The sequence below is a fragment of the Corallococcus sp. bb12-1 genome, assembly GCF_026626765.1.
Taxonomy (GTDB): domain Bacteria; phylum Myxococcota; class Myxococcia; order Myxococcales; family Myxococcaceae; genus Corallococcus; species Corallococcus terminator.
In genome coordinates, this window is record NZ_JAPNJZ010000018.1 from 759,378 (window position 1) to 785,216 (window position 25,839).

A 25,839-nucleotide genomic window follows, 5' to 3' on the forward strand; every position below is an offset into this window, starting at 1 on the left:
GGATGACATCGGGTTCGCGGGGTGTGACCTTGCTGGAGGTCATGGCCACCATGGTCGTCATGCTGCTGGGGATCGCGGCGGCGATGACGGTCGTGTCCCAGACCAGCTACTCCAACCGGAGGACGCTGACGGCCAATCAGGCGGGGATGCTGGCGGAACAGACGCTGGAGTCCCTGCGCGCCCAGGGGTGCTCGCAGGATCCTCAACCCTGCGCGAACATGGCGGCGTGGGACAACCGGCGCATCATCTACTACCAGACGGCTGGCGGAGAGCCGACGCTGACGGCCCCCGCCGCCGGCATGATCATGCGGCAGTACGAGGTGGCCATCGACGTGGATGGGCTGCCCATCTTGGGCTCCATCGAAGGAGGAAGCCTGGGCGAGCCGCTCGTCACGCGTGAGCTGCTCCCCGGACTGCTGGGCAACGTCATCAACGTCCGGGTGTCCGTCAGCTGGGTGGAACCGAACCGGACGGGCCGCCAGGTGGTGGTCCTCCAGACGCGGATGTCGCCATGAAGAGACCGAGCTTCCGAAGCGCGGGGTTCACCCTGCTCGAAGTGATGATCGCCGCGGCACTGGGCGTCATCGTGCTGGGCGTGGGCCTGGCGGTGGGCGCGCAGTTGCAGCGGCGCGCCCTCTTCGAGGAACAGACGATGATGGCGCAGACCGCCGGCCGGGCGGCGCAGGACAACCTGACCGCCACGCTCTGGCGGGCCGGGACCGGCATGGGCAACACGCCCATCAGCTTCTTCGACAACGACGTGCGCTACGCGCTGCAGGTCTTCTCCGATCCGGGGTCGGTGCCGTTCTTCACCGACGACGGCAAATACATCCCCCCTCCCCCGGGCAAGGAGTCGGACGCCCTGCGCATCTACTGGGGCCCCTCGGTCAGCAGCACCTTCCTCGCGAACACCGGCCCGGGCAAGCTCGTGAGCGCCACCGCCGACGCGAACGAAACCAACTACCAGTTGACGGAGGAGGCCGAGGAGACCCTGAAGCCGGTTCCGCCCCTGGCCACCACGTCCGCGGTGTTCGTGAACGCCATCCAGTACAACGAGAAGAACCCGACGGTGCCCACGCAGCCGCCGGTGGCTTGCGCAGTGCAGGTGACGAACGTGGACAGCGGTAGCAACCGCCTCATCGCCGAGATGGGCGCGTCCGGCACGGGCCTGCTGAACGGGGTGTGCAAGAGCCGGAGCAACGGCGTCTGGGCCTTGCCGGGTTGGATCGCGTTGCGACTGGAAGGGATGGCCTACCGGGTGAACTGGAAGGACGGATTCCCGACGCTGGAAGGCCTGACCCACGGTTCGGATACCTGGCGGGTGATCAGCCGCGACGTGGAGCAGCTCAGGGTGCGCCAGGCGGTCGTCGACCTCCTCAACCCCATCGCCGAATACAGGTGGTTCCCGGCGGAGGTGCCCGTCATGCGTCCCGCCCTCGATGCCTGCACGGTCGCCCAGGGCTCCGCCGGTGGCATCTGCTCGGCGGAGTTCTTCACGCCGGAGTACGTTCCCGGCGCCATGACCGATGAGGTGGTGCGCGACCGGCTGCGCGCGCGCGTGCGCGTACTGGAAGTCACCCTGGTCGTCCGCACGCGCCGCCTGGACCGGGACGCGGTGGACGTGGGCGCGGTGGATGAGGACGGTCACGACCGGGACGGCTACAAGCGCCGGTCCGTCACCTTCCAGGTGGCGCCTCGCAACTTCGGCATGGCTGGCCTTCAGCCGCTGCCCCCACCCCCCACAGGGTCAGGAACATGAAGAACACCCGAGGCATGACGCTGCTGGAGTTGATGGTGGTGGTGGCCGTCCTGGGCATCATGGTGTCACTGGCCGTGGTGAACATGCAGGGCAGGATCATCGGCCAGCGCGAGAGCACCGCGACCCGGGAGCTGTGGTCCTCCGTGATCCGCGCGCGGCAGCTCGCCATCTCCACCAACCAGCCCGTGCGCTTCGTCGTGGATCCGAACGTCGTCCAGTCGAACGGGGTGAGCTACAGCGTGGCCCGCTGGGAGCGGCTGCGGTGCGCGGATGCGTGGAGCGACGTCGACTGTCCCCTGGCGGCCTGTGACAACAAGACCTGCCGCCAGGACGCCAACTGCTGCACCGACGTGGGCCAGGACATCGTCATCCCGGCCTCCATGAACGCGCAGGCCATCCACGGCCTGTGCTTCCAGCCCGGCTCCGCGAAGCCGGTGGTGGACCACATGGACTGCATGCGCGACTTCGTGAACGACGCCGAGGCCATGAGCGCGGCGACGCCGAACGACAAGTCCATCCGCTTCACGTACACGACGGACCGCGCCACCAGCCTGCTGGTCCTCGAACCGCTGACGGGCATCGCGGACCTGCTGGAGTGCGACTCCAACGCGGCGGACGCGAACCGCCCGAACCATGACCCGCGGTCCGTGGCGGCCTGCGCGCCCTGAGGTTGTCACTTCCCGTCCGGGCCCCTCCCGGGCCCCGGACGGGAGCCTCCACGCTCAGCGGCCGTCCTGTTTCACGGCCACATGACAGGTGTTCAGCATCCAGCGTTGATTTGGGGCAGGTAGCACCCTAATTAGCCACGAGGGCCCCTCCCCGGGCCCACGCATGGACACCTCCCCTCCTCCCAAGTCCGATGGCGCACCGTGGCCCGGTGGCGCCCCTTCTGCGTCCGGTGACGCCTTCGCCCGACTGCTGGCCTCTCTCCACGTCGGGCGCCGCACGCGCACGCAGGGGGTGAAGGGCGCGGCGCGCGGGCACCTGCTCGCCCGCCTGCACCGCTCGCTCCAGGCCCCGTTGGTGTGCGTGGCCGTGGATGAAGAGGCGGCGGACGCGCTCGCGCACGACCTGGCCTTCTTCCTGGGCGGCACCGGCAGCCTGCTGGCGCCGCGCGTGCTGCGGCTGCCCGCGGACGAAGTGCTTCCCTACGACGAGCTGTCCCCGGAAGCAGGCCCCATCACGGAGCGGCTGGGCGCGCTGTTCCACCTGGCGCGAGGCACGCCCTTCCCCGCGCTGGTGCTGTCGCTGCGCGCGCTGCACCGCCGCGTGCTGCCGCTGGCGGTGATGGGCCAGCTGGCCCAGCGCGTGGAGGTGGGCCAGGACTTCGACCGCGACACGCTGGCGCGGAAGCTGTCGCTGATGGGCTACCAGAACAGCCCGCTGGTGGAGGACAAGGGCACCTTCAGCGTGCGCGGCGGCCTGCTGGACGTGTTCAGCCCGCTGTACGAGCGGCCGGTGCGCCTGGAGTTCTTCGGGGACACCATCGAGTCCATCCGCGTCTTCGACCCGGAGTCGCAGCGCACGGTGGATGCGCTCAAGACCGTGGACCTGGTGCCCGCGCGCGAGCTGCTCCTCACCGACGACACGCGCCCGCGCGCCGAGGCCGCCGCCCGCGCCGTCGCCGACCGCATCAACCTGCCGACCATCAAGCTGCGCGAGCGGCTGGAGGCGCTGCGCGAGGGCCTGCCCGGCTTCGGCATGGAGGGCCTGCTGCCCGGCTTCTTCGAAGGCGGGCTCGTCACGGTGTTCGACTACCTGCGCGCCTGGGCCCCGGAGCCCGTCGTCTACCTGGACGACCCGGTGGGCCTGGACCGCGCCGTGGACGAGCTGTGGGACGAGCTGGCGCGCGGCGTGGCGGAGGCCGACGCCCGGCAGGACCTGACCTATCCGCCAGAGCACCACTTCCTGTCGCGCGAGGACGTGGCCGCACAGCTCCAGGCCCTGCGCGTGGTGGAGGGCGGCGGGCTGTCGCTCACGCAGACGGAGGTCCCCGTCGCCTTCACCTTCGGCACGACGCAGGACCTGCGCGAGGCCATCCTCGCGCACCACGGCGAGGAGGGCGCGCTCACCCCGCTGGTGGAGCGGCTGCAACGCTGGCGCGACACCGGCGTGGCGTGCGCGGTGGCGTGCGGGACGCTGAGCCAGGCGGACCGGCTCAAGCGATTGCTGTTGGACCGGTCGGTGATGGTGAAGGTGCACACCGAACCGATGGCGGACCCCGCGAAGCTCTATGAGCCCGCGGTGTGGGCGCACCTGTTCACCGGCGAGGTGAGCCACGGCTTCGTGGACGCCGAGGGCCGGCTGGCGGTGCTCGCGGACGAGGAGATTTTCGGCGTCCGTTCGCGCCGCCGCGTGAAGCGCAGCAAGAAGCTGGATGCGTTCGCCGCGGGCTTCAAGGACCTGAAGGAAGGCGACCTCATCGTCCACACCGACTTCGGCATCGGCCGCTACGCGGGCCTGACGAAGATGGAGGTGCAGGGCGTCCCCGGAGACTTCCTCGTCCTGGAGTACGCGGGGCGCGACAAGATCTACCTGCCGGTGGGCCGCATGCGGCTCATCCAGAAGTTCACGGGTGGGGACCCGGAGACGGTCCAGCTGGACAAGCTGGGCACGACGAGCTGGGAGAAGACGAAGAAGCGCGTCAAGGAGCAGCTGCTCAAGATGGCGGCGGAGCTGTTGCAGATGGCCGCCGCGCGCAAGGCGCACCCGGGCTACGCGTTCCAGCCCCCGGACCGCTACTACGCCCAGTTCGAAGCGGACTTCGAATTCGAGGAGACGCCCGACCAGGCGAAGGCCATCGAGGACGTGCTCTCGGACATGCAGAAGGCGCAGCCGATGGACCGGCTCGTCTGCGGCGACGTGGGCTACGGCAAGACGGAGGTGGCGATGCGCGCCGCCTTCAAGGCCACGTTGGATCGCAAGCAGGTGGCGGTGCTGGTGCCCACCACGGTGCTGGCGCAGCAGCACTTCCACTCGTTCAAGAAGCGCTTCAAGGACTACCCCGTCACGGTGGAAGTGATTTCCGGCATCCGCAAGCCGCCGGAGGTGCGCGACATCCTCAAGCGCGCCAAGGAGGGCCGGGTCGACATCGTCATCGGCACGCACAAGCTCCTGGCGGGCGAAGTGGCCTTCAAGGACCTGGGCCTGCTCGTCGTGGACGAGGAGCAGCGCTTCGGCGTGAAGCAGAAGGAAGCCCTCAAGCGGCTGCGCACGCAGGTGGACGTGCTGACCCTGACGGCCACACCGATTCCCCGCACGCTGCACATGAGCATGTCCGGCGTGCGCGACATGAGCATCATCGCCACGCCGCCGCAGGACCGGCGGGCCATCCGCACCTTCGTGATGAAGTACGACGAAGGCCTCATCAAGGAGGCCGTGGAGCGGGAGATTGCCCGCGGCGGACAGGTCTTCTTCGTGCACAACCGCGTGGAGTCGCTGGCCTCCATGGAGCGCGACCTGCGCAAGCTGATGCCGCACGTCACCATCGGCGTGGCGCACGGGCAGATGGCCGAAGGGCAGTTGGAGAAGGTGATGCTGGCCTTCACCGAACACAAGTACCAGGTGCTGCTGTGCACCAGCATCATCGAGAGCGGCATCGACATCTCCAGCGCCAACACGATGATCGTCGATCGCGCGGACCAGTTCGGCCTCGCGCAGCTCTACCAGTTGCGCGGTCGCGTGGGCCGCAGCAAGGAGCGCGCGTACGCGTACCTGCTGGTGCCCACGCGCCGTCCGGTGACGAAGGACGCGCAGCGACGGCTGGAGGTGCTCCAGAACTTCACCGAGCTGGGCGCGGGCTTCTCCATCGCCAGCCACGACCTGGAGATCCGCGGCGCGGGCAACCTGCTGGGCGAGAAGCAGTCAGGCGCCATCGCTGAAATCGGCTTCGACCTGTACGCGCAGTTGATGGAGGAGGCGGTGGCGGAGCTCCAGGGCCAGCCGCCCAAGGTGCACGTGGAGCCGGACATCAACCTGCCCATGCCGGCGCTCATCCCCGACGACTACGTGGCGGACGTGCACCAGCGGCTGGTGTTCTACAAGCGCTTCAGCCAGGCCGGCCACCCGGACGAAGTCACCGACCTGCGCGCGGAGCTGGTGGACCGCTACGGCGAGGCCCCCGACGAGGTGGACGCCCTCTCCGAGGTGACGCTCCTGAAAATCGACATGCGCGAGCTGCGGCTGCGCGCGCTGGAGGGCGGCCCCAACCGCCTGTCGATGGCGCTGGGCGCGGACGCGCTGCTGGACGGCGCGAAGGTGGCCGCCCTGGTGCAGCGCTCCAAGGGCTTCTACCGGCTCACCCCGGACATGAAGCTCATCGCCCGGCTGCCCCCGGAGGCCAAGGGGCACGCGATGCTGGCGGAGGCGCACAAGATGCTGCGCGACCTGGGCACCTGCGCGCTGCCCCGGCACTGACGCTTCAGCGTCCGGCGCAGAAGCGGGCCACCGCGCGCGTCAGGGCGTCCTCGCAGCGCACCAGGTCTTCCATGGGGACGAACTCCCCCGTCTGGTGCGCGACGCGGATGTCGCCGGGGCCGAACACCACGGCCTCCGCGCCCAGCTCCGTGAGCTGCGGGGCCTCCGTGCCGAAGGACACCGTTTCGGACGCGTTGCCGCTGACCTCCTCCAGGAAGCGCACCACGTCCGCGTCGCCCCGGGTGTGGACGCCCCGGTCCATGCGCAGCACCTGGATGCGCGCCTCGTAGGCGGGCTCGTCGCGCGTGAGCTCCTGGCGGATGTGCTCCAGCAGCTCCGGGACGCGCTCGGTGGACTGGCCGGGGATGGGGCGCCACTCCACGGTGAAGCGGCAGGAGCCGGGCAGGACGTTCTTCGCCTTGCCTCCCTGGATGAGGCCCACGTTCACCGTGGTGAAGGGGGGCTGGAAGCCCTCGTCGCGGTCCTCGCGCAGCACGGTGTTCGCCAGCGTCTCCAGCCGTTGCAGGAAGCGGCCGGCGCGGAAGATGGCGGACGCGCCCAGCTCCGGGTAGGCGCTGTGGCCTTCCTTGCCCAGCACCTCCACCTCCGCCAGGCAGTAGCCCTTGTTGGCGCGCACCGGGATGAGGCGCGTGGGCTCGCCGACGATGGCGTGTCGCGCGCGGCCCAGGCCCGCCGCCACCAGCTTCTTCGCCCCCACGAGGCCGACCTCTTCATCGGCGGTGAGGATGACGAGCAGCGGGGAGCTCAGCGCGGGCAGGTCCTTGCGCGTGGCAGCGTGCAGCGCGCACGCGATGAAGCCCTTCGTGTCGCAGGCGCCGCGGGCGTACAGCTTGCCGTCGCGTTCGGTGAGGCGCAGCGCGTCCGTCCAGGCCGTGTCATAGGGCACGCAGTCGGAGTGGCCCACCAGCGCCAGCGCCGCGCGGTCCGCGTCCCCCTTGCGCGCGACCAGGTTCACCTTCGCCACGCCCGCGTCGTCGGTGTAGTGCTGGCGCTCGGCGGTGAAGCCCGCGGCCTCCAGCCGCGTCTGGGCGTAGTCGATGAGGGGCGCGTTGGGGCGCGAGGACGTGGTGTCCAGCGCCACCAGTTCCGCCAGGGTGGCCCGCAGCGCGGGCAGCGTGTCGCTCATGGGATGGCCTCCAGTCAGGCCACCTGCATGCCACTGCCCGCCCCGCGATGCCAGCCTGCCCGCGCTTCAGCGTCGCGAGGAAGCCATCGCGTCCGTGTCCACCGCCGCCGGGAACACCGAGTTGTCATTCGCGCCCGGGCGGCCCAGCCCCCTGGCGATGGCCGGCTCCGACGCGCTCACCCGGCCTACGTAGAACACCCCGTGGTAGCCCTCCTCGTTGGGTGAGTCCCAGACGTGCACGAAGTAGCGGTCCCCGTTGTCCTTCCCCTTCGTCTCCTTCACGCCGCAGTCCAGCTTGCCCACCCGGGGATCCGCCGAGCAGATCCACGCCGACCCGCTGTTGTACGCCATGTCCAGGGACGTGACGTCCTTGAGCTGCGCCTTCAGCAACCGTCCCATCGGCTGGTACTGCTTGTCCCACGGCAGGCCCTGCGCCGTGCGCGGGTGGATGTTGCCGCTCACCACCAGGTGGAAGCGCGCGGGCCCCGCCTTCACGTGGCCCAGCACCGTCGCCGTGAGCGCGTCCTCACGCTTCTGGCCCGACAGCTTCGGGTGGTCGTAGACGAAGGCCTCCACGTCCAGGCCGCGCGCACGCAACTGCCGCAGCTGCTCCAGCATGTTCGCCACCGCCTCACTGCCACGCCCGTCCGGGTACGGGCTGCGCCAGAACGGGGCCTCCATCAGCTTGAGCCAGTCCTCCTCGGAGCCCTCGCTCTTCACGAAGGAGGTGATGCGCGCCTCGTTCTCCACCGGCAGCTCCAGCCCCAGCGACACGGGCGTCCCCGACGTGACGAGCTGGCAGACCGCCTGCGCGATGAAGCGCGGCACCTCCTGCGTGCCGTGCAATTCGCCCAGCAGCATCACCCCACCCGTCTTCGCCCGGCGCTTCAGGCCGATGATCTCCTGGCCGCACTCGGTGAACACGGGCGCGCTCCTGGTTTCGGACGCCTTCGCCACCTTCTGGGCGGCGGTGACCTCCTCCTGCTGCTTCGCGAGGCGGGGCGCGATGCCACGGAACACGCGCCACTCCATGTGCAGGTCCCGGTGGCCCTGGGCGGAGTCCACGTAGAAGGCGTTCTCCCCTTGCGGGAACGCGAGCCGGGCCTCCAGGTCCTCCGGGCTGAGCCCCGCTTCCCCTCTCCGGTCGAGGGTCTGGCCCCAGGCGATGTCCCTGCCCGGTGCCATGAGCGTCTTGTTCACGGACTTGGTGACGCGGATGACCCACAGCTTGCTCTTCGTGGGCGTCTCCTGCTTGCCGATGACGAGGTAGCGGTGCCAGTAGCCCGAAATCTTGGAGCCGCCGAACTCCTGCTTCCAGTCCGTCTCCAGCACCCGGCTGCCCTTGTCTTCGCGGTACGGCAGGTTCGCGTCCGTGAAGTACTCGCGCACAGAAGGCCACATCTCACCCAGCGGCACGTCGTAGACGGCCTCGTAGTCCGGGGTCTCCAGGTCCTGCCGCCCGGCGCACCCCGCCGCGAGGACCAACGCCATCCACCCCATGAGCCATGCCGAACGCATTTCGCGACCCCTTCCTGCGATTCCACGACGCAGGGACAACGCACCAGGATGCCAGACGTATCGGCGGAGCCTTCGCGACGCCCTGCCGCAACGCGCAAGGGCCGTGCGCACCACCGTTTCCGGTGACTCGCACGGCCCCTGGGTTCCACGGGCGGAGGGAGGCGCTGGCGCTACAGGCCGGGCGTGGACCCCGTCGGTTCCTGCGCGGGCACGGCGTCCGAAGGCCGTCCCAGGCCCTTCTCGATGGCCGGCTCCGACGCGCTCACCGGCCCCACATAGAACACCCCGTGGTAGCCCTCCTTGTTGGGCGAATCCCAGACGTGCACGAAGAAGCGGTTCCCGTTGTCCTTCCCCTTCGTCTGCTTCACGCCGCAGTCCAGCTTGCGCCCCTGCGTATCCGCCGCGCAGATCCACGCCGACCCGCTGTCGTACGCCATGTCCAGGGACGTGACGTCCTTGAGCTGCGCCTTCAAGAGGCGGCCCATCGGCTGGTACTGCTTGTCCCACGGCAGGCCCTGCGCCGTGCGCGGGTGGATGTTGCCGCTCACCACCAGATGGAAGCGCCCAGGCCCCGCCTTCACGTGGCCCAGCACCGTCGCCGTCAGCGCGTCCTCGCGCTTCTGGCCCGACAGCTTCGGGTGGTCGTAGACGAAGACCTCCGCGTCCAGCCCACGCGCACGCAGCTGCCGCAACTGCTCCAGCATGTTCGCCACCGCCTCACTGCCACGCCCGTCCGGGTACGGGCTGCGCCAGAACGGGGCCTCCATCAGCTTGAGCCAGTCCTCCTCCGTGCCCTCGCTCTTCACGAAGGTGGTGACGCGCGCTTCGTTCTCCACCGGCAGCTCCAGCCCCAGCGACACGGGCGTCCCCGACGTGACGAGCTGGCAGACCGCCTGCGCGATGAAGCGCGGCACCTCCTGCGTGCCGTGCAATTCGCCCAGCAGCATCACCCCACCCGTCTTCGCCCGGCGCTTCAGGCCGATGATCTCCTGGCCGCACTCGGTGAACTCCGGCGCCGCCTGCTTCGCATCGGGAGCCCGGGCCACCTTCTGGGCGACAGTGACCGGCGCCTTCTTCTCCAGGTGGGGCGCGATGCTCCGGAACACGCGCCACTCCATGTGCAGGTCCCGGTTGCCCTGGCCGGACTCCACGTAGAAGCCGTTCTCTCCCTGCGGGAAGTTGAACCGGTCCTCGTCATCCTCTCCGCTGATGGTCAGCGCCCCACTCGACACGAAGGATTCATCTCCGGGAGCGCCCGAGCCCCGAGAACCGGGAACGCTTCCCAGGCTCCGGGCCACTCCCCACTCCAGCTCCTTGCCAGGCCTGGAGAGCGCCTTGTTCATGGACTTGGTGATGCGGATGATCCACAGCTTGCTCTTCGTGGGCGTCTCCCGCTTGCCCAGGACGAGGTAGCGGTGCCAGAAGCCCGAAATCTTCGAGCCGCCGAACTCCTGCTTCCACTCCGTCTCCAGCACGCCGCTGCCCTTGTCCTCGCGGAATGGCAGGTTCGCGTTCGTGAAGTACTCGCGCACCGACGGCCACATCTCCTCCAGCGGCACGTCGTAGATGGCCTCGTAGTCCGGGGTCTCCAGGTCCTGCCGCCCGGCACAGCCCACGGCCAATCCCATCAACACCAGCGACAGCACGATTCCTGAACGCATCCGCACCCCCTGCTGAAACCGCATCCGGGGCCAGTCAACGCGCCGGTCCGGAGCCCATATCGCTCCCGGCCAACCTCACGGGTACAGGCGCGTGGCGAGCTGCTGGAACGCCTTCGCGCTCTCGTCCGCCAGGGCATGTCGGCCGTCCCGCACCACCCACCGGCCCGCCACCGCGACCTCCCGCACCGCCCCCGCCGTCGCGCCGAAGACAATGCCCGGCAGCAGCGACGCGAGCCCCGCGCCCACCAGCGACGGGTGCCGCAGGTCCACCGTGAAGAAGTCCGCGGGCGCGCCCGGCAGCAGCGCTCCCGTCTCCAGGCCCAGGCTGTGCGCGCCCTGCACCGTGGCCATGTCCAGGAGCCGCGCCGCCAGCCCGTCCAGCGTGCCCGTCCCCGGATCCAACACCGCCCGGCGCAGCCGCAACAGCCTCAGGTGCTGCTCCAACTGCCGCGCCTCGTCCAGCAGGTCCACCGCCGTCTGGCTGTCCGACCCCAGGCTCACGCGCGCCCCGGCCCGCACCAGCGCGTCCGCCGGCACGATGCCATCCCCCAGGTTGCGCTCCGTGGAGGGACACGCGCACACCGTGCTCTCCGACCGACCCAGCAACTGCACCTCATCGTCCGTCAGGTGCACGCCGTGCACCGCCGTGAAGCGCCCGCCCAGCAGGCCCAGGTCCGCCAGCAGCTCCACCGGACGGCGTCCGTGCTCCGCCAGACACGCTTCAATCTCCTTGGGCTGCTCCGCCACGTGCATGTGGATGGGCATGCCCACCGGCGCGTCGCGCTCCACCCGGGCCAGCCACTCCTTCGACACCGCACGCACGCTGTGCGGCGCCAGCCCCACGTTCACCCGCGCGTCGCCGCGCACCGCCCGGGCCAGCGCTTCCGTGGTGGACAGGAACGCGTCCACGTCCGCATCGATGAAGCGACGCTGGCGCGGATTCGCGGCCACGTTGAAGCCCGCCCGCGCGTAGCCCACCCGCAGCAGGCAGATGCGCAGGCCCACGTCGGTGGCCGCGCGGATGACCGCGTGCGCCAGCTCATTGCGGTCCGCGTAGGGCGTCCCGTCCGACTGGTGGTGCAGGTAGTGGAATTCGCCCACCGCGGTGATGCCCGCGAGCGCCATCTCCACGAACACCTGCCGCGAGGCGACGTAGACCTCCTCCGGCGTCAGCGCTTCGGCGGCGCGGTACATCGCCTCGCGCCAGGACCAGAAGTCGTCCTGTCCCCGGCCCGAGGCCACGTACTCGGTGCGCCCTCGGATGAGCCGCTGGAACGCGTGCGAGTGGCCGTTGACGAGTCCCGGCAGCAGCGCGCGGCCCGGGAGCCGCTCCACGCGCGCGCCCTGGGGCACCGCGTCCAGCACGCGTCCGTCCGCGCCCACCGCCAGCGCGAGGCCTTCCTGGAACCGACCGTCCACGAAGAGGAAGTCGGGTTGATAGACAGTGATGTCGCTCACGCGGGGCAGCGTACGCCAGCCCCTGGAGGACCGCAGCAGCGCCCTTCGGGTCAGGCCCCCTGCTCGGCGCCTTCCATGAAGGGGATGCGGCCCTCGACCCAGGGACGGGTGCGCGCCGCGTCGCGGATCCACGTGCCGTGGCGCCGCTCGTCCTCGCGGTGCTGCCGGATGAGGACCTTCACCTCCGGGGTCCACTCGAACTGGAGCGCCAGCTCATAGGCCCGGTCGAAGAGCTCCTCGTTGCCGAGCATGGCCCACAGCGTGGCCTCCGTGCCCATCAGGCCCGTCATCGCCGTCAGGCCCTTCATGGCGGAGCCCTTGAGGTCCGAGCGCAGCGCCACCGGTTCGCCGCCCAGGTCGCGGATGCACGTGTTGAGGTCCTGCACGTGGCGCAGGTGGTCCGCGCGGAAGCTGTTGAGGCGCTCGCGCACCAGGGGATGCGGGATGCGCGAGATGGCCACGTCATAGGCCCCCACGGCGTCGGCATCGAGTTGGGCCAGGCTGTGCAAACGGGCCACTTCGGACTTGTCGGCCATGGGCGCCTCCTCCGTGCGAGTGCAAAGGCTTCGCCAATGTGGGGAGTCCTCCTCGTGGAACCAACCGCCCTCCCGAGCACCCATCGGTTCATCGGCCCCAGAGCAGGCGGACGACCCCCGGGGATTCCAGTCCCCGAAGGGCGCGCACTGCACGCCGGAGGCTTGCGCCAAGCGGGCCGCGATGGGGAACAGAGGGGTTGCCTCCCTGGTCTCCTTCCAGTCGGTGTAGGGAATTGCGCGTTCCGGGTCCGGTGAAGAGCGTTGGGGGGTGAAGACCTCCGAGACAGAGAAGCGCCTGCGGCGCTACCGCACGAAGCGCGACTTCCTCCGCACGCCCGAGCCGGCTCCCGAGGCGGTGACTCCGACGGCCGGCGCGCCTGTCTTCGTGGTGCACAAGCACGACGCCACCCGGCTGCACTACGACCTGCGTCTGGAGATTGGCGGCGTGCTGGTGAGCTGGGCCATCCCCAAGGGGCCCAGCCATGACCCCGCGCAGAAGCGACTCGCGGTCCAGACCGAGGACCACCCGCGCTCGTACGCGGACTTCGAGGGCCACATCCCGGATGAGGAGTACGGCGGAGGCGATTCGCTGCTCTGGGAGTCCGGCACCTTCGAGACGGTGCCTCCGGGCCAGGCCGACGCCCAGTTCGCGCGCGGACACCTGGAGGTCGTGCTGCGGGGCCAGAAGCTCCAGGGACGCTGGCACCTCATCCGCACGCGGCCGCGCGGCGGCAAGACACAGTGGCTCTTCTTCAAGGCGAAGGATGAGGAGGCACGGCCCGGCTACGACGTCACCGTCGAGCGACCCGAGTCCGTGAAGAGCGGACGGAAGCAGACGCGTGGACCGCGCAAGCCGGGGGTGCTGCGCAAGAAGCCCGTGGCGCCAGAGAAGCTGCTCGAACGGGTGTGGCCGCCCATGCTGGCGCGGCTGGCGGTGCCCGACGAAGCGCACGACGAAACGCATGCCTACGAGGTGAAGTACGACGGCTTCCGCGCGGTGTTCGCCCTCACGCGCGACAAGATTGCCTTCCAGAGTCGCAGGGGCAATGACCTGTCGAGCCGCTTCGGACGGCTCGCCGCCTCGCTGCGCACCCTGCCGGTGAGCGACGTGGTGGTGGACGGAGAGGTCATCGCGCTCGACAAGAAGGGCCGCTCTAACTTCCAGCTCCTCCAGCACACGGAGCAAGGCGCGGAGCAGCGCTTCGTGGTGTTCGACATGCTCTGGCTGAACGGCGAGGACCTGCGGGGGCTGCCCTACGAGGAGCGCCGCGCGCGGCTGGAGAAGCTGATGGCCTCCGTCGAGCTTCCGCTCCAGGCCTCCGAGCGGCTGGAGCTGCCGCTGTCGCGCGCGCTGTCGGAGGCGCGGCGCAAGGGTTGGGAGGGCATCATCGCCAAGCGCAAGGATTCGCCCTACACGGGCACGCGCTCCGGGGACTGGTTGAAGCTGAAGGTGGTCGCGGGCCAGGAGGTCGTCATCCTGGGCTACCTGCCCATCAAGAACGCCCAGGCGAAATCGGAGATTGGCGCGCTGCGTGTGGGCGTCCGGGGCAAGGACGGCTTCCACGACGTGGGCAAGGTGGGCACCGGCTACACCACTTCGGACCGCCGGGAGCTGCGCTGGTTGCTGGACGCCACGCGCACGAAGAAGCCCAGCGCCGAGGATGCAGCCTCCAACACGGAGACCGTCTGGGTGAAGCCGAAGTACGTGGCCCAGGTGCGTTTCACGGAATGGACCCGGGATGGCCGCCTGCGCCACCCCGTGTTCCAGGGCCTCCGGACCGACAAGCTGCCCCGCGACGTCGTGCGCGAACGCCCCGCCCCCACCCAGAGCGCCCGGACCGCGAAGGGCGTCCGGCGCGCACCAGCCCAGGCCTCCGCTCGCACCACGACCCATCGGGATCCAGCGAAGGCTCCGCCAAAGGCTCCGGGCAGGACGAGCGCGAAACGCTCGGCGCGCGACACGGAGGCCCTGCTCACGCACGGCGACCGCGTGCTGTTCCCGGACTCCGGCCTCACGAAGGCGGACGTGTTCGAGTACTACCGGGACGTGGCGCCGTTGTTGGTGCCCGTGCTCGCGGACCGGCCCCTGGCCCACCAACAGTGGCCTGCGGGCATCGAGGCCCCGGGCTTCTTCCGGCACGAGCTGTCCGGCATCCCCCCCTGGCTGCCCACGCTGCGCGTGCGCCACGAAGGCAAGTCCCTGCGCCACGTAAACGTGAAGGACGCGGATGCGCTCCTGTGGCTCGCCAACCAGTCCGCGCTCACCCTCCACATGTGGCTGAGCCACGCACCCCGGCTCGCGCAGCCGGACTTCGTGGTGTTCGACCTGGACCCCGGCACCGGCGGCTGGAAGGACCTCGTGAAGGTGGCCAGGCGCCTGCACGCCCGCCTGGACGCGTTGGGGCTCCAGTCCTTCTCGAAGACCTCCGGCAAGCGCGGCCTGCACGTGCTGGTGCCCCTGGCCCCGGGACACACGTATGCGCGCGCGCTGGCGTTCGCGAACGCACGGGTGGCGGAGCTGGAGGAAGCGCTGGGCGACATCGCCACCACGGAGCGCTCCGTGGGCAAGCGCGGCGGCCGGCTCTACCTGGACGTGGGCCAGAACGCGCGCGGCAAGACGGTGGTGGCGCCCTACTCGCTGCGCGCCGTGGAGGGCGCGCCGTTCTCCGCGCCGCTCGACTGGAGCGAAGTCACCGCCCGGTTGGATCCGCACCGCTTCCGCCTGAAGACGCTGCGCAAGCGCCTGGAGGCCGTGGGTGACCTGTTCGCGCCCGTGCTCCGCGTGAAGCAGACGCTGCCCGGCGACCTGGCCGCCGGCTGACGCGCCGCGCCCTGAACGGATGTTTCGCCAAAGCGACGGGGCGCGTGCTACTGCCCGCGCCGCCATGTCGTCCGTCACCGCAGTGAGCATCGCCGCGAAGCCCGCGCCGCGTTGGAAGATCGCCCTCGCCTACGCCATCTGCTTCATCACCTGGGGCTCCACGTGGGCCGTGGTGAAGGTGGGGTTGGAGGACCTGCCGCCCCTGCGGTTCGTGGGCACGCGCATGCTCATCGCCGGGGTGGCGCTGTTGCCCTTCGCCCGCTCGCGCGGCGCGGCGCTGGGCGGCGGCACCGGGTGGCGCATCGCGGGGATTGGCGTGCTCCAACTGGCGGTGCCCTTCGGGTTGCTCTTCGTGGCGCAGCAGTGGATCCCGTCGAGCTGGTCCGCGCTCCTCTTCTCCACCTTCCCCGTGTGGCTGCTGCTGGTGGGGCGCGTGCTGCTGCCGGACCAGCCGCTCACCCCGCAGAAGCTCTTCGCGGCGTGCCTGGGACTGACGGGCGTGGTGGCGCTCCAGCACCAGGAGCTGGTGTCGCTGAGCCTGTCCACCCAGGTGCTGCTCGGGTGCGGGATGACGCTGGGCGCGGCGTCGGTGGTGGCGGTGGCCAACGTGCTGGTGCGCCAGCACATGACGCACGTGCCGCCCCACCTGCTCACGCTGGTGCAGACGCTGAGCAGCGCGGTGCTGCTCCTGGGCGCCTCCGCGCTGCTGGAGTGGAACCAGCCGATGCACTGGACGCCCCGGGCCATTGGCGCGCTGCTGTACCTGGCGCTGGGCGGGACGGTCATCACCTACCAGTGCCTGTACTGGCTCCTGCCGCGCATCTCGCTGGCGGCCCTGGGCGCGATGGCGCTCCTGGACACGCTGGTCGCGGTGACGCTGGGCGTGGCGCTGCTGGGAGAGCCGCTCACGCCGTCGCTCCTGGCGGGCGGCGTGCTCATCCTCACCGCGGCGGCCATCGCCAACCGCGAGCCTCCGGAGGCGAAGGTGCCTCCGGAAGCGTCGGTGTGACGCCCTGCCTCAGAACGGCAGGGGCAGGGAGAACGCGGTGCCGTTCTGCGTGCCGGTGCGGTAGCTCTTCGGCGCGCCGATGATGACGGTCGGCGGCGAGCCTCCACTGCCGGGGACGACCGCGAGCGACTGGCCCAGGGAGCTGCGCTCCGAGCCGTCGCCCACCACCAGCAGGAACGGGGACAGCGCGCCCTGCGACTTCGGGCCTCCGGCGAAGAGGAACGCAGCGCCTTCACCATCCGAGGCCACCGACGCGCCCGGCGCGCCCACCCACAGGTCCGGCACGCCGTCGCCGTTCAGGTCCTTGCCGCCCGCCAGCGACGTGCCGAAGCCCACCGCGCGTGAGCGGTAGGTCAGCGTCAGCGGCGTCAGGGTCCAGTTGGGATCGTTGAACGCCGCCACACGATTCTCACCAGAAGCGGGTCGGATCGCGTTGAGCTCCGCCACGTTGTAGAGCAGCACCGCCGGCTGGCTCACGCCCCCCACCAGGAAGTTGTTGGCCGTCACGGCGATGAAGTCCCGCGAGTCGCCCAGGAAGCGGCCCGCGCGCGTGCTGGCCACGCCCAGGTTGAGCATGGTGAGCGACACCTCGCCGTCACCCGCGATGCGCACCATCGACGCGGTCGTCCGCCCACCGCACCGCGCCCCCCCGGTGTCGTAGCCGTAGAGCACGACGATGCCGGAGCGCGTGCCGTCCGAGTAGCGCCACGCCACCTCGTCGCAGCCGTCCGCGTTCAGGTCGCCCAGCGTCGCGGGCGCGGTGGTCTGCTGCACGGAGGTGGGCCAGGAGTAGACGGGGTCGCACGCGAGGGTGAGCTTCGCGAGCGAGGCATCCTCCGGCGCGCGGCCCAGGAACAGGTCGAAGCCCTTGTCGCGCAGCACGGCCAGGTCCTGCTTGCCGTCCCCGTTGAAGTCGAAGCCGCCCACCACGCCCCGGCCCATCAAGGAGCGCTTGCAACTGGCGGCCGTGGGGTCCGCGCAGCCGGCGATGGTCGCCGGCCCGAACACGCGGTAGCCCGGCTTGAAGGTGCCGTCCGTCTGGCCCAGGGACACCAGGAGTCCGCCAAACGACTGCGTGCCCGTCGTCATGCACGTGGTCGACGCGTAGACGTCCTTGTCCCCCGCGGGCGAGTTCGTGCCCGGGATGACCAGGGCCGTGGCGCCCGCCGCCATGTCCGGCCGGCCGTCACCGTTGAAGTCCGTGAACGCCACGTCCACGCCCACGTTGCGTCCGCCCACCCACGGAGAGCTCGCGCCCTCGCCCGCCACCGTCGCCTTCGTGGGCTCCGCCGTGTCGAACGTGTACGCGCGCCCCACGTTGAGGTCGTTGCCGTCGCCATTGGGGCCCGGGCCGGAGAAGCCCTGCGCGCCCACCAGCGCCATCACGCGGTTGGCCAGCCGGGCCACCGCCACCGACTCACCGAAGCGCTCCACGCTGGCCTTCGTCGTCACCTCCAGGCCACTGCGAGACCACTCGGCCAGCGTCGCGCCCGCCTTCTGGAAGATGTCCACGCGGCCGGTGAAGGCACCCTGCGCGGAAGAAGCCCGGCCGGAGAAGCCCGCCAGCACCGGGCCCGACGGCAGCGGCCACGCCACCAGCCCGGAGCCCAGCACCTCCGCCTTCGCCGCGCCGCCCAGCGCCACCAGCGGCTTGTTCTGCACACTGCCCTTCGCGAGCGTGGCCAGCGGGAACACCAGCACCTTGCCCGCGTTGCCCAACTGCGTCGTGCCCACCGTCGCCGTCGCGTACGGCGCGCCCAGGAGCAGCTCCGGCCCCGCCACGCCATCCACGTCCATCACCGTCCAGCTCCGGCTCGCGGTGATGCTGCGCGCGTCGCCGTAGAGGCGCCCGAAGGCGTCCGCCAGCGGCACCTTCACGGGCTTCCCCGACGGGTCGCCCGAGGGCGTGTTCCCGCGCAGGTCGAACAGGAACGCGCCGCCCGCGTCCACCTGCGCCGCCACGCCGCCCACCTTGCTCAGGTCCGGCGAGTCCGCCCTGTCCGCCATTACCAGCAGCAGCGGGGGACGGCTGCCTTCAGCCGGAATCGCGCCCAGCCGCCACGTGCCCTCGTTGCCCAGGGTCTCCACGGTGGTGTTGGACGGCAGCACGTACAGGTCCGCGGTGGGACGGAAGCGCGGCGCCGCGTCGCGCGCGAAGTACACCGCCACGCCCATCTGCTGGCCGTCGGTGCTGCCATCCGCCTTGTAGCGGGTCAGCTTGCTGAGCGACGCCAGGTCCGGCCGGCCGTCGTCGTTGAGGTCCGCCACCACGATGGCGCGCCCCAGCTCCGTGTTGCTGCGCAGGGTGAAGCTTCCGTCCACCAGCAGGTCCTGCCCGCCCAGCCGGACGGCCGGGAGGTCCGGGACGGGCTGGCCCTTGGTGAGCAGGAAGATGTCCACCACGCCGCGCCGGCTGATGCCCGCGAGGCTGGACAGGTCGCCCGCGGGCGAGCCCACGAACAGGTCCAGGTCCCCGTCGCCATCCGCGTCCGCGATGGCCATGCCCGTGCCGAAGCCGCCCCGGCCCAGGCCGGTGAGCGCGGGCCGCAAGAGCGCGGGCGCCTGCCCCGCCTTGAAGGTGTAGAGGTACACGGCGCCCGAGTCGCCGATGGTGACGTCCGCGCCCGGCGACGACACCGCCAGGTCCGCTCTCCCGTCGCCGTCCAGGTCGCCCGCGGCCAGCATGTCGCCGAAGAGCGCGCCTTCCGTCTCACCCGCCAGCACCCAGGTGGGCTTGGTGGGCAGGCCGGACGCGCTGCCCTTGTAGACGAACACCGCGCCGCCGGTGGGCCGCGACAGTTCGCTCTCGCGCTGTCCCACCGCGAGGTCCTGGATGCCGTCTCCGTCGAAGTCCGCGGTCACCATCGTGGCCACGTCCGTCAGCCGGCCGTGCGCCAGCAGGGGCCGCGACAGTTCATCCAACACGCGCACCGCCACCGGGGCCACCTCGCCGGTGAAGCGGTCCTTCGCCTCCAGCGTGATGAGGCCGGACGCGCCCGCCTCCACCACGATGCGCCCATTGGCCACCGTGCCGGGGCCGGACTTCTTCGTCCACACCATGCTGTCCGTGCCACCCGCCGTGCCCAGCGGCGCGGACGCGCCCGACGGTATGCCCAGGTACGGCGGGTCACCCACCAGCTTCGCGGCCTTGCTCACGGTGTACAGGAGCAACTCCGTGTCACCGGACTTCGGGTCGCGCACGGTGACGACGTCCTGCCCCTCCGTCGGGCCCGCCGTGTAGACGCCCGTCTCCGAGAGCGAGCCTCCGGAGGCATTGATGGTGAACGTGAAGGAGGCCGCACCCACCAGTCCGTCGAGGGCGATCTGGAAGGTCGTGCCCGGCTTCAGTGTCGCCTTCACCGGCGCGACGCCGAAGCCCGCGATGACCTGCACGCGCACGGTGGCGGAGCCGCCGCACTGCTCGTCCACCACCACCAGCGTGTCCTGCGCCGGCGTGGCCCCCGCGACGAAGCGGTTGCCGCGCATGTCCCCGGACGAGCCGCCCGCTTCCGCCTTGAAGCTGTAGTGGCCGCTGCCACCCGCGGCCGTCAGCGTGGCGACGCTGCCCGAGCGCACCGTCGTCGGCTCCACTGTCAACGACATGGGCGTCAGGCCTTCGCACGGGCCCACGTAGGGCAGCACCACGGCGGGGTCCTGCCCGCCCTGGCAGGCCAGGGTCAGGAGCGCGAAGAGGGGGGTCGCGCGGGTGAAACGCTTCATGGGGGTGGCCTCGGGGGGGTGCCCTCCCCAAGGGGAGGGACACCGTCAAGGGAACATCAGGGGAAGGACCGCGACGACTTCAAGGCAGCGCGCCGGAGGCGACCCAGCGCTGGATGAGGGCGATGCCCTGCGGATCCAACGGCCCGTCCGCCGGCATGCGCAGGTCGCGCACCGACGCGTTGATGAGCTGGGCGTTGGACTTCCACAGTTCGTACGTGTTCAGCGGCCGGCCGGGGCTGGTGGTGTGGCACTTGGCGCACCGGGCCTCGTGGATGGGCCGGATGTCACGCGCGTACGAAGGCGTGGTGGTGAGCGGCTGATAGGTGAAGGGCACCGCGCGGCGCGCCTCCGTGCCGTCCTCGAAGCGGGACACCACGGACAGCGTGTGGTTGCCCGGCGTCACGGTGGCGAACGAGAACGCCTTGAGCGTGGTCGCGTCCGCCTCCAGGCCGCCCATGCTGTAGTCAGGGCCGGCGGAGGCGATCTCCTGCGCCTGATCCAACTGGAACGCGACGCTCTTCGGGGGGGAGCCCGGCGGCAGCGTGGCCCGGAGCACCAGCCCATCCTCCACCAGGAGCATGCCCTGGTGCAGCCCCTGCAGGCGCGGCACCGCGCCCTTGCTCACCGCCAGCGACTGCCCGTTGAGTTCCACCCACGCGCAGCCGCTCTCGTCCACCGCCAGCAGCGTCGGCGTCCCGGACGGCAGGCCTTCGGCCACGCCCCAGGTGCCCGCGTCCGCGTCGAAGACGAAGAGCTTCGTGTCCGAGCGGGCCCAGAGAAAGCGCCCCGCGCCCATCAACTGCTGGGGCCGCGACGGCAACTCCACCGTCGTCCATCCTTCCGTGTTCCGGCGCAGCACGCGGGTGCTGGTGAGCACCCACACCTCGCCGGAGGTCCCGGTGCCAGCGCCCAGACCCGCGAGCGCCTCCACCGTCTCACCGGCGGTGAGCGACGCGTCGGTGCCGCGCACCTGGTAGACGCCCGGCGCGGAGGCCACCACCACGTTGAGCTTGCCCTGGCGCGCGAACCACAGGCCCGGCAGGCCGTCCTCCGCGGGCGCCGCCGTCATCGTGGTGATGCCGGACAGGGCCTGTCCCGACAGCTTCAGCGACGCGAGCGTGCCGCCCTGGATCTGGAACAGGCCCGTGGGGTGCGCGATCCACGCCGCGCCGTCCGCCGTCTGCGCGGTGGCGACGATGCCCGTGCCCAGCACCTGCTGCCACAGCGGTTCGATGAGCCAGCCCTGGTTCGCCAGGAACAGGCCCGTGTCCGTCTCCACCAGGGCGCTGTGCGGCCCCAGGCGGAAGGTCGCGAGCACCTTGCCTGCCGTGGCGATGTTCTTCGGGTGTGGCTCCAGGGCCGCCCGTGAGCCGTCCAGCCGAAGCCGCACGGCGCCGCCTTCCGGGGTGGCGAAGATGCCGCCGCCGGACTGGTCCGCGAAGCCACGGGTCGGCGCCAGCCCCTGGGAGCTCGCGACCTGGGTGGCGGTGAATGCCGCGGGCTTCGCCGGGTTGCTCCCCGGCGGGGCGTCCTCGCCACACGCGACAACCAGCATCGCGGCGCAGAACAGGAGCGAGGAGGGGATGAAACGCGCCACGGAGGGGGAACCGTGGCGCGGCCAGGGACGCGAGGAGGGAGTGCTCATCAAGACTCAGGCAAGGATGAACCGCAGCGGGTCCACCCGCGTGATGCTGTAGTCCAGCTTCGCCGAGGCCAGCACCGTCGCGATGATGTGCTCGGGGAAGATGTTGGAACCGTTCGGATCATTGGCGCCGGTGCGCAGGTCCACCGTGCCGGGCGACATGCCGATGTCACCGCTGCGGCCCACCACCAGGTTGTGCTTGATGCCCGCGCCCATCATCAGGCAGCTGTTGGACAGGTGATGGTCACGCCCGCCCGTGGCGTTGATGGTGGGCGTGCGAGCGAACTCGCTGAACACCAGGATGGTGGTGTGGTCCATGAAGTTGCCGCCACCCGGATGCTGCGTGCTCCGCAGGTCCGTGACCAACAGGTTGAGCGCGTCGAAGCCGGCGCGCTGGTTGCTGGCGTGGGTGAGCTGCGTGCCGAAGTGGGTGTCCAGGCCGCCGGCCAGGTTGATGGACACGCACTGGCTGATGCCCTTCTTCAGGGCGGTGGCCACCATGGCCGCGCGGCCGTTGGCGCTGTTGTACGGGTAGGACTGCCCGTTGAGGCCGTAGGTGGCGCGCACCTGGTCGTTGGCCGCCAGGTTGAAGCGGAACGAGTCCGACAGCTTGTTGGCCATCACGGACTGCATCTGTTCGCGGCTGTTCTCGTACGTCGTCCCCACGCCCCGGGCCGCGAACGCCTGCTCCTCGCAGGTGATGGGCATGCCGTTGAGGTCGATGAGGCTCTTCTCGATTTCGCTGTCCAGCTGGCGGGCCGCCGAGGGCGGGTCCAGCGTGAGCACCAGGTCCGCCAGACCGCTGACGCGCAGCGCGTTGGCGTAGCCACCGTAGCGGTCGTTGTACGACTCCACGTTCTGCGCGATGGACGGGATGGGCACCGCGGGCTTCATCTGCCCGACGATCTCCGTCGCGGTGGAGGAGCCACGCGCCGCGCTGCCAATGGGCATCTTCCCGGTGAGGAAGTAGCGGTAGCCCACCTCGTGCGTGAGCGTGCTCATGTTGATGCCGCGCACCACGGTCATCAGGTCGTAGTGGTCGGAGAGGTTGGCCATCCCCGGCCGCACGTCACCAATGGCCGGGCCGAACGTCATCGTCGGAGCGCCCGCGCCCGCGCGCTCCTTGGGGACGATGGGCATCGTCGAGAAGCGCGCGTCGGTGGAGAGCTGGTTGTAGCCCGGCATGATGCGCGTCTGGCTGACCGCGTCGTCCGTGAACACGGTCGGGTCGCGGGGGTCGAACGCGAGCAGCTGGTCCCACCCTCCGGAGAAATAGACGAACACGAAGCAGCGGTCGGCGGGGGCCAGGTTCGTCGCCTGGGCCACGGCCTTGAAGGGGATGCCTCCCAGGAGGAGGGAGCCCATGAAGCCGGCTCCGGCCTTGAGGAAGGTGCGGCGCTCGGGGAGCTGGAGGTCGTCTTGGCGCGTCTTCTTCATCGCGGGCACCAGAAGGTCAGTAGGTGATGAAGCGCGAGTCCGTCAGCATGGCGATGCACACGACCGCCAGCGCCTGGTCCCGCTTCTTGAGGGTTTCGGCACGGGCGGCGGCCTTGCGGAAGAAGGTCGCGTAGCGGGCCAGCTCTTCACCTGCCAGGGGCGCGCCCCAGAAGCGGGTGGACAGGTAGACGATGGTCTCGTTCACCTGCGCGTCCGTGAGCCTGGTCAAGTCGCTCATGGGCGTGGGCAGCGTGCGGCCCAGCGTGCGCAGCGACAGGTCCGGCTGCGCGATGTCCTTCTGCGCCTGCGCGATGCACACCTTGCGCGCGCCGTCGTCCAGGAAGCGGGCGAAGACGAGGTTCGGCTCGGTGTTCTCCGTGGTGATGAGCGCGTAGTCGGCGCGGCCCAGCGACTGGGCGCGGGCCTCCAGCTCATCCCACTCCATGCCCACGGCGATCTTGATGGACTCCTTGAGCTGCGCGACGGTGAGCCGGCGCGCGGCACGGCCCACGCTGCCACCCTGGGCCTCCGGGTCCGGCAACGGGTCGATCTGCGTGCCGTCCCCATGCGGGTTCGGAACGGGGTCCAACTGGGCATCCAGCGGCACCGGCTTCGCGGGAGCATCCACGGAGCCCTGGGTGCAGCCCGCTGCGAGCGCGAGGAGCGCGGTCAACACGAGGCGGCGCATCAGTCGATCCTCCGGTACGCGTCGGACATCACCACCTGCTCGATGAGGCCCTTCATGCTGTGGTTGTTCTTCGCGAAGTCCTGCGACAGCGTCTGGAGGTACATCCGCTGCTCCTCGGTCGTCATCGCGCGGCCCAGGAACTCGTTCCACACGCGCTTGACGGTGCAGCGCTCCAGGTCACCGGTCTCCATCATCCGCTTCACCAGCGTCTGGGGACCACCCTCGATGTTCTTCTCCTCGTCCGCGGAGCGGTAGAGGTAGGTCTTCAGGAGGCCCAGCGAGTTGGCGCCGTCGCCGTCGAAGGCCTGCATCACGTACTGGCTGCACTCGCCGCCGCAGTTGGTGTCACCGGCGATGGCGCAGTCGCGGCACTTCGGATCCAGGCGGGGGAACTGATCCGGCGACAGGAACAGCGCGGAGCGCTCCGCGTACCGGCCCCAGTGCGCGCCCGTGGGCTCGATGGTGGCGTGGCAGTAGTTGCAGCCGCAGCGCTTGGCCAGGTTGTTCTCCCGGTTGCAGGCGTCATCCGGGGACGGCAGTGTGGCGTCCGCGGCCGGGGAGAAGTGCTTGCAGAGGAACGCCTCGTAGAACTCGTTCACGCGGGCGCGCTGGGTGGGGAAGCGGTAGAGGAACGAGGGCGTGGTGAGCACGCCGGAGTGGGTGTTGTCGCGCGTGTACCCGGACCAGGTGGTCTTGTCCTCGTACGGCACGGCGGGCAGCGTGGCCACCTCCGCGGGCGCCTTCACGTTGAAGACGGCGACGCCCTGCTTCTGCCGGTAGAACTCCGACAGCGTGCCGTTCACGAAGGAGCGGCGGGTGGTGAGGATGTTGAAGTAGGGCTCGTCGTTGCGCACCACCGCGTCGGTGATGAGCAGCGGCTCCTCGTTGAAGGAGGCGACGCGCGCGGTGTGCACGTCGGCGATTTCGCACCGGCGCATCTTGTCGCCACAGCCGCAGCTGCGGTCGCCGTTGAAGCGGCCCGTCTCACAGGACTCGCCCGTGTACGGGTTGGTGGCGCGGTTCTGCGCCTCCACCGCGCACACCTTCACCGGCTCCGTGGTGGCGGACCAGTACGGTTGCACGGTGGTCGTCACGTAGCCGTCGCGCTGCACACAGCCCTGCTGCGGCTGCCACGTGCCCTGGACGGTTCGCGTCGGCAGGGTGAGCGTGCAGCGCGACAGGCGCTTCAGGTTCGGATTCGTCTCCGGGTTCGGGTGCTCGAAGGACGTGATGTTGCCCGTCTCCGGGAACGGCTTCAGCACGTTGGTGCTCGTCTTGGCCGGGTCCGGCAGGCACAGATAGCCCACCGACTTGCCCGCGGTCGCGTTGTAGCGGTTGTCGCAGAAGTTCACGTACCGGCCCCACTTCGCGTCGGCCTTCAGCGCGTTGCAGTCGGCGAACTTCAGCTCCTCCACCGTGGAGGCCGGGTCCAACTGGCGGCACTGGTAGAAGTTCGTGTCGTAGTCGTAGCTGACCGGATTCGGCACGCCCTGCGGGTCGCGGCAGGCGACGGCCGGCGACGCGTCATGGTGCCCGTCCTGCGGGTTCGCCTTGCAGCTGTCCTGGGCGATCTCTCCGTCACAGCGCTGGCTCTGGCCACCGCGCAGCGCGTTGGAGTTGTTGCCCGCGAAGCTCAACGGCGTTCCGGAAACCCGGTAATCCCCGTTGCCGTTCACGCTGGAGTTGATGTTGGAGCGCAAAAGGGCGCGGTGGAATTCGCGCATCCGGGCGTAGAAGGGCTCCTGGCCCATCATCTGCCTGACGTCCTCCGCCGTGACGGAACCTTTGGCCTGGAAGGTCTTGTACTCCTCCATCGTGGGAGGGCGGCCCAGGAGGTCGAGGGAAAGCTGCCGAAGATGCCGCTCCAAAGGGACTTTCGCCACGGGCGCGCACACCGCTTCTTCAGCGGCTGCGGGCAGGGCGAGCAGGAGGGCGGCGCTCGCCAGTGGGGCAAGGCTACGCACGCTGAACACGGGGAACCTCCGAGAGGGGGGGTCGGGGGCGACGCGTAGGAGTATGAAGGAATT

At 70.3% G+C, this 25,839-nt stretch carries 16 protein-coding genes; 6 read left to right on the forward strand and 10 right to left on the reverse strand.

The features are described from left to right. The first annotated feature begins 41 nt into the window (after nucleotides 1-41). From OV208_RS23850 to mfd, 4 genes are all read left to right on the forward strand, one after another. Nucleotides 42-515 (forward strand): pilus assembly protein, encoded by a 474-nt coding sequence (locus OV208_RS23850; RefSeq protein ID WP_267576178.1) that lies wholly within the window; start codon nucleotides 42-44, stop codon nucleotides 513-515. Then, nucleotides 512-1,759 (forward strand): PilW family protein, encoded by a 1,248-nt coding sequence (locus tag OV208_RS23855; protein WP_267576179.1) that lies wholly within the window; start codon nucleotides 512-514, stop codon nucleotides 1,757-1,759. Before OV208_RS23850 ends, OV208_RS23855 begins: the two co-directional genes overlap by 4 nt. Then, nucleotides 1,756-2,427, forward strand: coding sequence for a pilus assembly FimT family protein (locus OV208_RS23860; RefSeq protein ID WP_267576180.1), 672 nt, complete (start codon nucleotides 1,756-1,758; stop codon nucleotides 2,425-2,427). The genes OV208_RS23855 and OV208_RS23860 overlap by 4 nt, the downstream gene beginning before the upstream one ends. 163 nt (nucleotides 2,428-2,590) lie before the next feature. Further along, nucleotides 2,591-6,175 (forward strand): transcription-repair coupling factor, encoded by a 3,585-nt coding sequence (gene mfd / locus OV208_RS23865; protein ID WP_267576181.1) that lies wholly within the window; start codon nucleotides 2,591-2,593, stop codon nucleotides 6,173-6,175. A 4-nt stretch (nucleotides 6,176-6,179) separates the two neighbouring features. Here the strand turns inward: mfd and argE are convergent, their stop codons facing one another. The 5 genes from argE to OV208_RS23890 form a co-directional block, all read right to left on the reverse strand. Further along, a complete protein-coding gene (gene argE / locus OV208_RS23870; RefSeq protein ID WP_267576182.1) occupies nucleotides 6,180-7,322 on the reverse strand; it encodes an acetylornithine deacetylase in 1,143 nt (380 codons plus the stop codon). A gap of 66 nt (nucleotides 7,323-7,388) precedes the next feature. Further along, nucleotides 7,389-8,840 (reverse strand): hypothetical protein, encoded by a 1,452-nt coding sequence (locus OV208_RS23875; RefSeq protein ID WP_267576183.1) that lies wholly within the window; start codon nucleotides 8,838-8,840, stop codon nucleotides 7,389-7,391. A gap of 170 nt (nucleotides 8,841-9,010) precedes the next feature. After that, nucleotides 9,011-10,501, reverse strand: a complete 1,491-nt coding sequence (locus OV208_RS23880) for a hypothetical protein (RefSeq protein ID WP_267576184.1) — start codon at nucleotides 10,499-10,501, stop codon at nucleotides 9,011-9,013. 75 nt (nucleotides 10,502-10,576) lie between these two features. Continuing rightward, nucleotides 10,577-11,959, reverse strand: coding sequence for a formimidoylglutamate deiminase (gene hutF / locus OV208_RS23885; protein ID WP_267576185.1), 1,383 nt, complete (start codon nucleotides 11,957-11,959; stop codon nucleotides 10,577-10,579). 50 nt (nucleotides 11,960-12,009) lie between these two features. Next, complete coding sequence (locus OV208_RS23890) at nucleotides 12,010-12,495, reverse strand: ferritin-like domain-containing protein (RefSeq protein WP_267576186.1); 486 nt, start codon at nucleotides 12,493-12,495, stop codon at nucleotides 12,010-12,012. Between the two features lie 268 nt (nucleotides 12,496-12,763). On the opposite strand from OV208_RS23890, the gene ligD reads away from it, so the two are divergent. Together ligD and OV208_RS23900 are read left to right on the forward strand one after the other, a co-directional pair. After that, nucleotides 12,764-15,316 carry a DNA ligase D gene (gene ligD / locus OV208_RS23895; protein ID WP_267576187.1) on the forward strand — a complete coding sequence of 851 codons (2,553 nt, stop codon included), beginning with the start codon at nucleotides 12,764-12,766 and terminating at the stop codon, nucleotides 15,314-15,316. A gap of 64 nt (nucleotides 15,317-15,380) precedes the next feature. After that, on the forward strand, nucleotides 15,381-16,325 hold the full coding sequence (locus tag OV208_RS23900) for a DMT family transporter (RefSeq protein ID WP_267576188.1): 945 nt from the start codon (nucleotides 15,381-15,383) through the stop codon (nucleotides 16,323-16,325). A gap of 9 nt (nucleotides 16,326-16,334) precedes the next feature. On the opposite strand, the gene OV208_RS23905 is transcribed toward OV208_RS23900, so the two are convergent. From OV208_RS23905 to OV208_RS23925, 5 genes are all read right to left on the reverse strand, one after another. Beyond that, the gene (locus OV208_RS23905; protein WP_267576189.1) at nucleotides 16,335-20,045 is read right to left on the reverse strand and encodes a VCBS repeat-containing protein; all 3,711 of its coding nucleotides are present in this window, start codon (nucleotides 20,043-20,045) and stop codon (nucleotides 16,335-16,337) included. A gap of 79 nt (nucleotides 20,046-20,124) precedes the next feature. Then, nucleotides 20,125-21,642 (reverse strand): hypothetical protein, encoded by a 1,518-nt coding sequence (locus OV208_RS23910; protein ID WP_267576190.1) that lies wholly within the window; start codon nucleotides 21,640-21,642, stop codon nucleotides 20,125-20,127. A gap of 54 nt (nucleotides 21,643-21,696) precedes the next feature. Next, nucleotides 21,697-23,124 (reverse strand): DUF1501 domain-containing protein, encoded by a 1,428-nt coding sequence (locus OV208_RS23915; protein WP_267576191.1) that lies wholly within the window; start codon nucleotides 23,122-23,124, stop codon nucleotides 21,697-21,699. A 16-nt stretch (nucleotides 23,125-23,140) separates the two neighbouring features. Continuing rightward, nucleotides 23,141-23,812 carry a hypothetical protein gene (locus OV208_RS23920; RefSeq protein ID WP_267576192.1) on the reverse strand — a complete coding sequence of 224 codons (672 nt, stop codon included), beginning with the start codon at nucleotides 23,810-23,812 and terminating at the stop codon, nucleotides 23,141-23,143. Then, nucleotides 23,812-25,785 (reverse strand): DUF1585 domain-containing protein, encoded by a 1,974-nt coding sequence (locus OV208_RS23925; RefSeq protein WP_267576193.1) that lies wholly within the window; start codon nucleotides 25,783-25,785, stop codon nucleotides 23,812-23,814. Before OV208_RS23925 ends, OV208_RS23920 begins: the two co-directional genes overlap by 1 nt. Nucleotides 25,786-25,839: the final 54 nt, after the last annotated feature.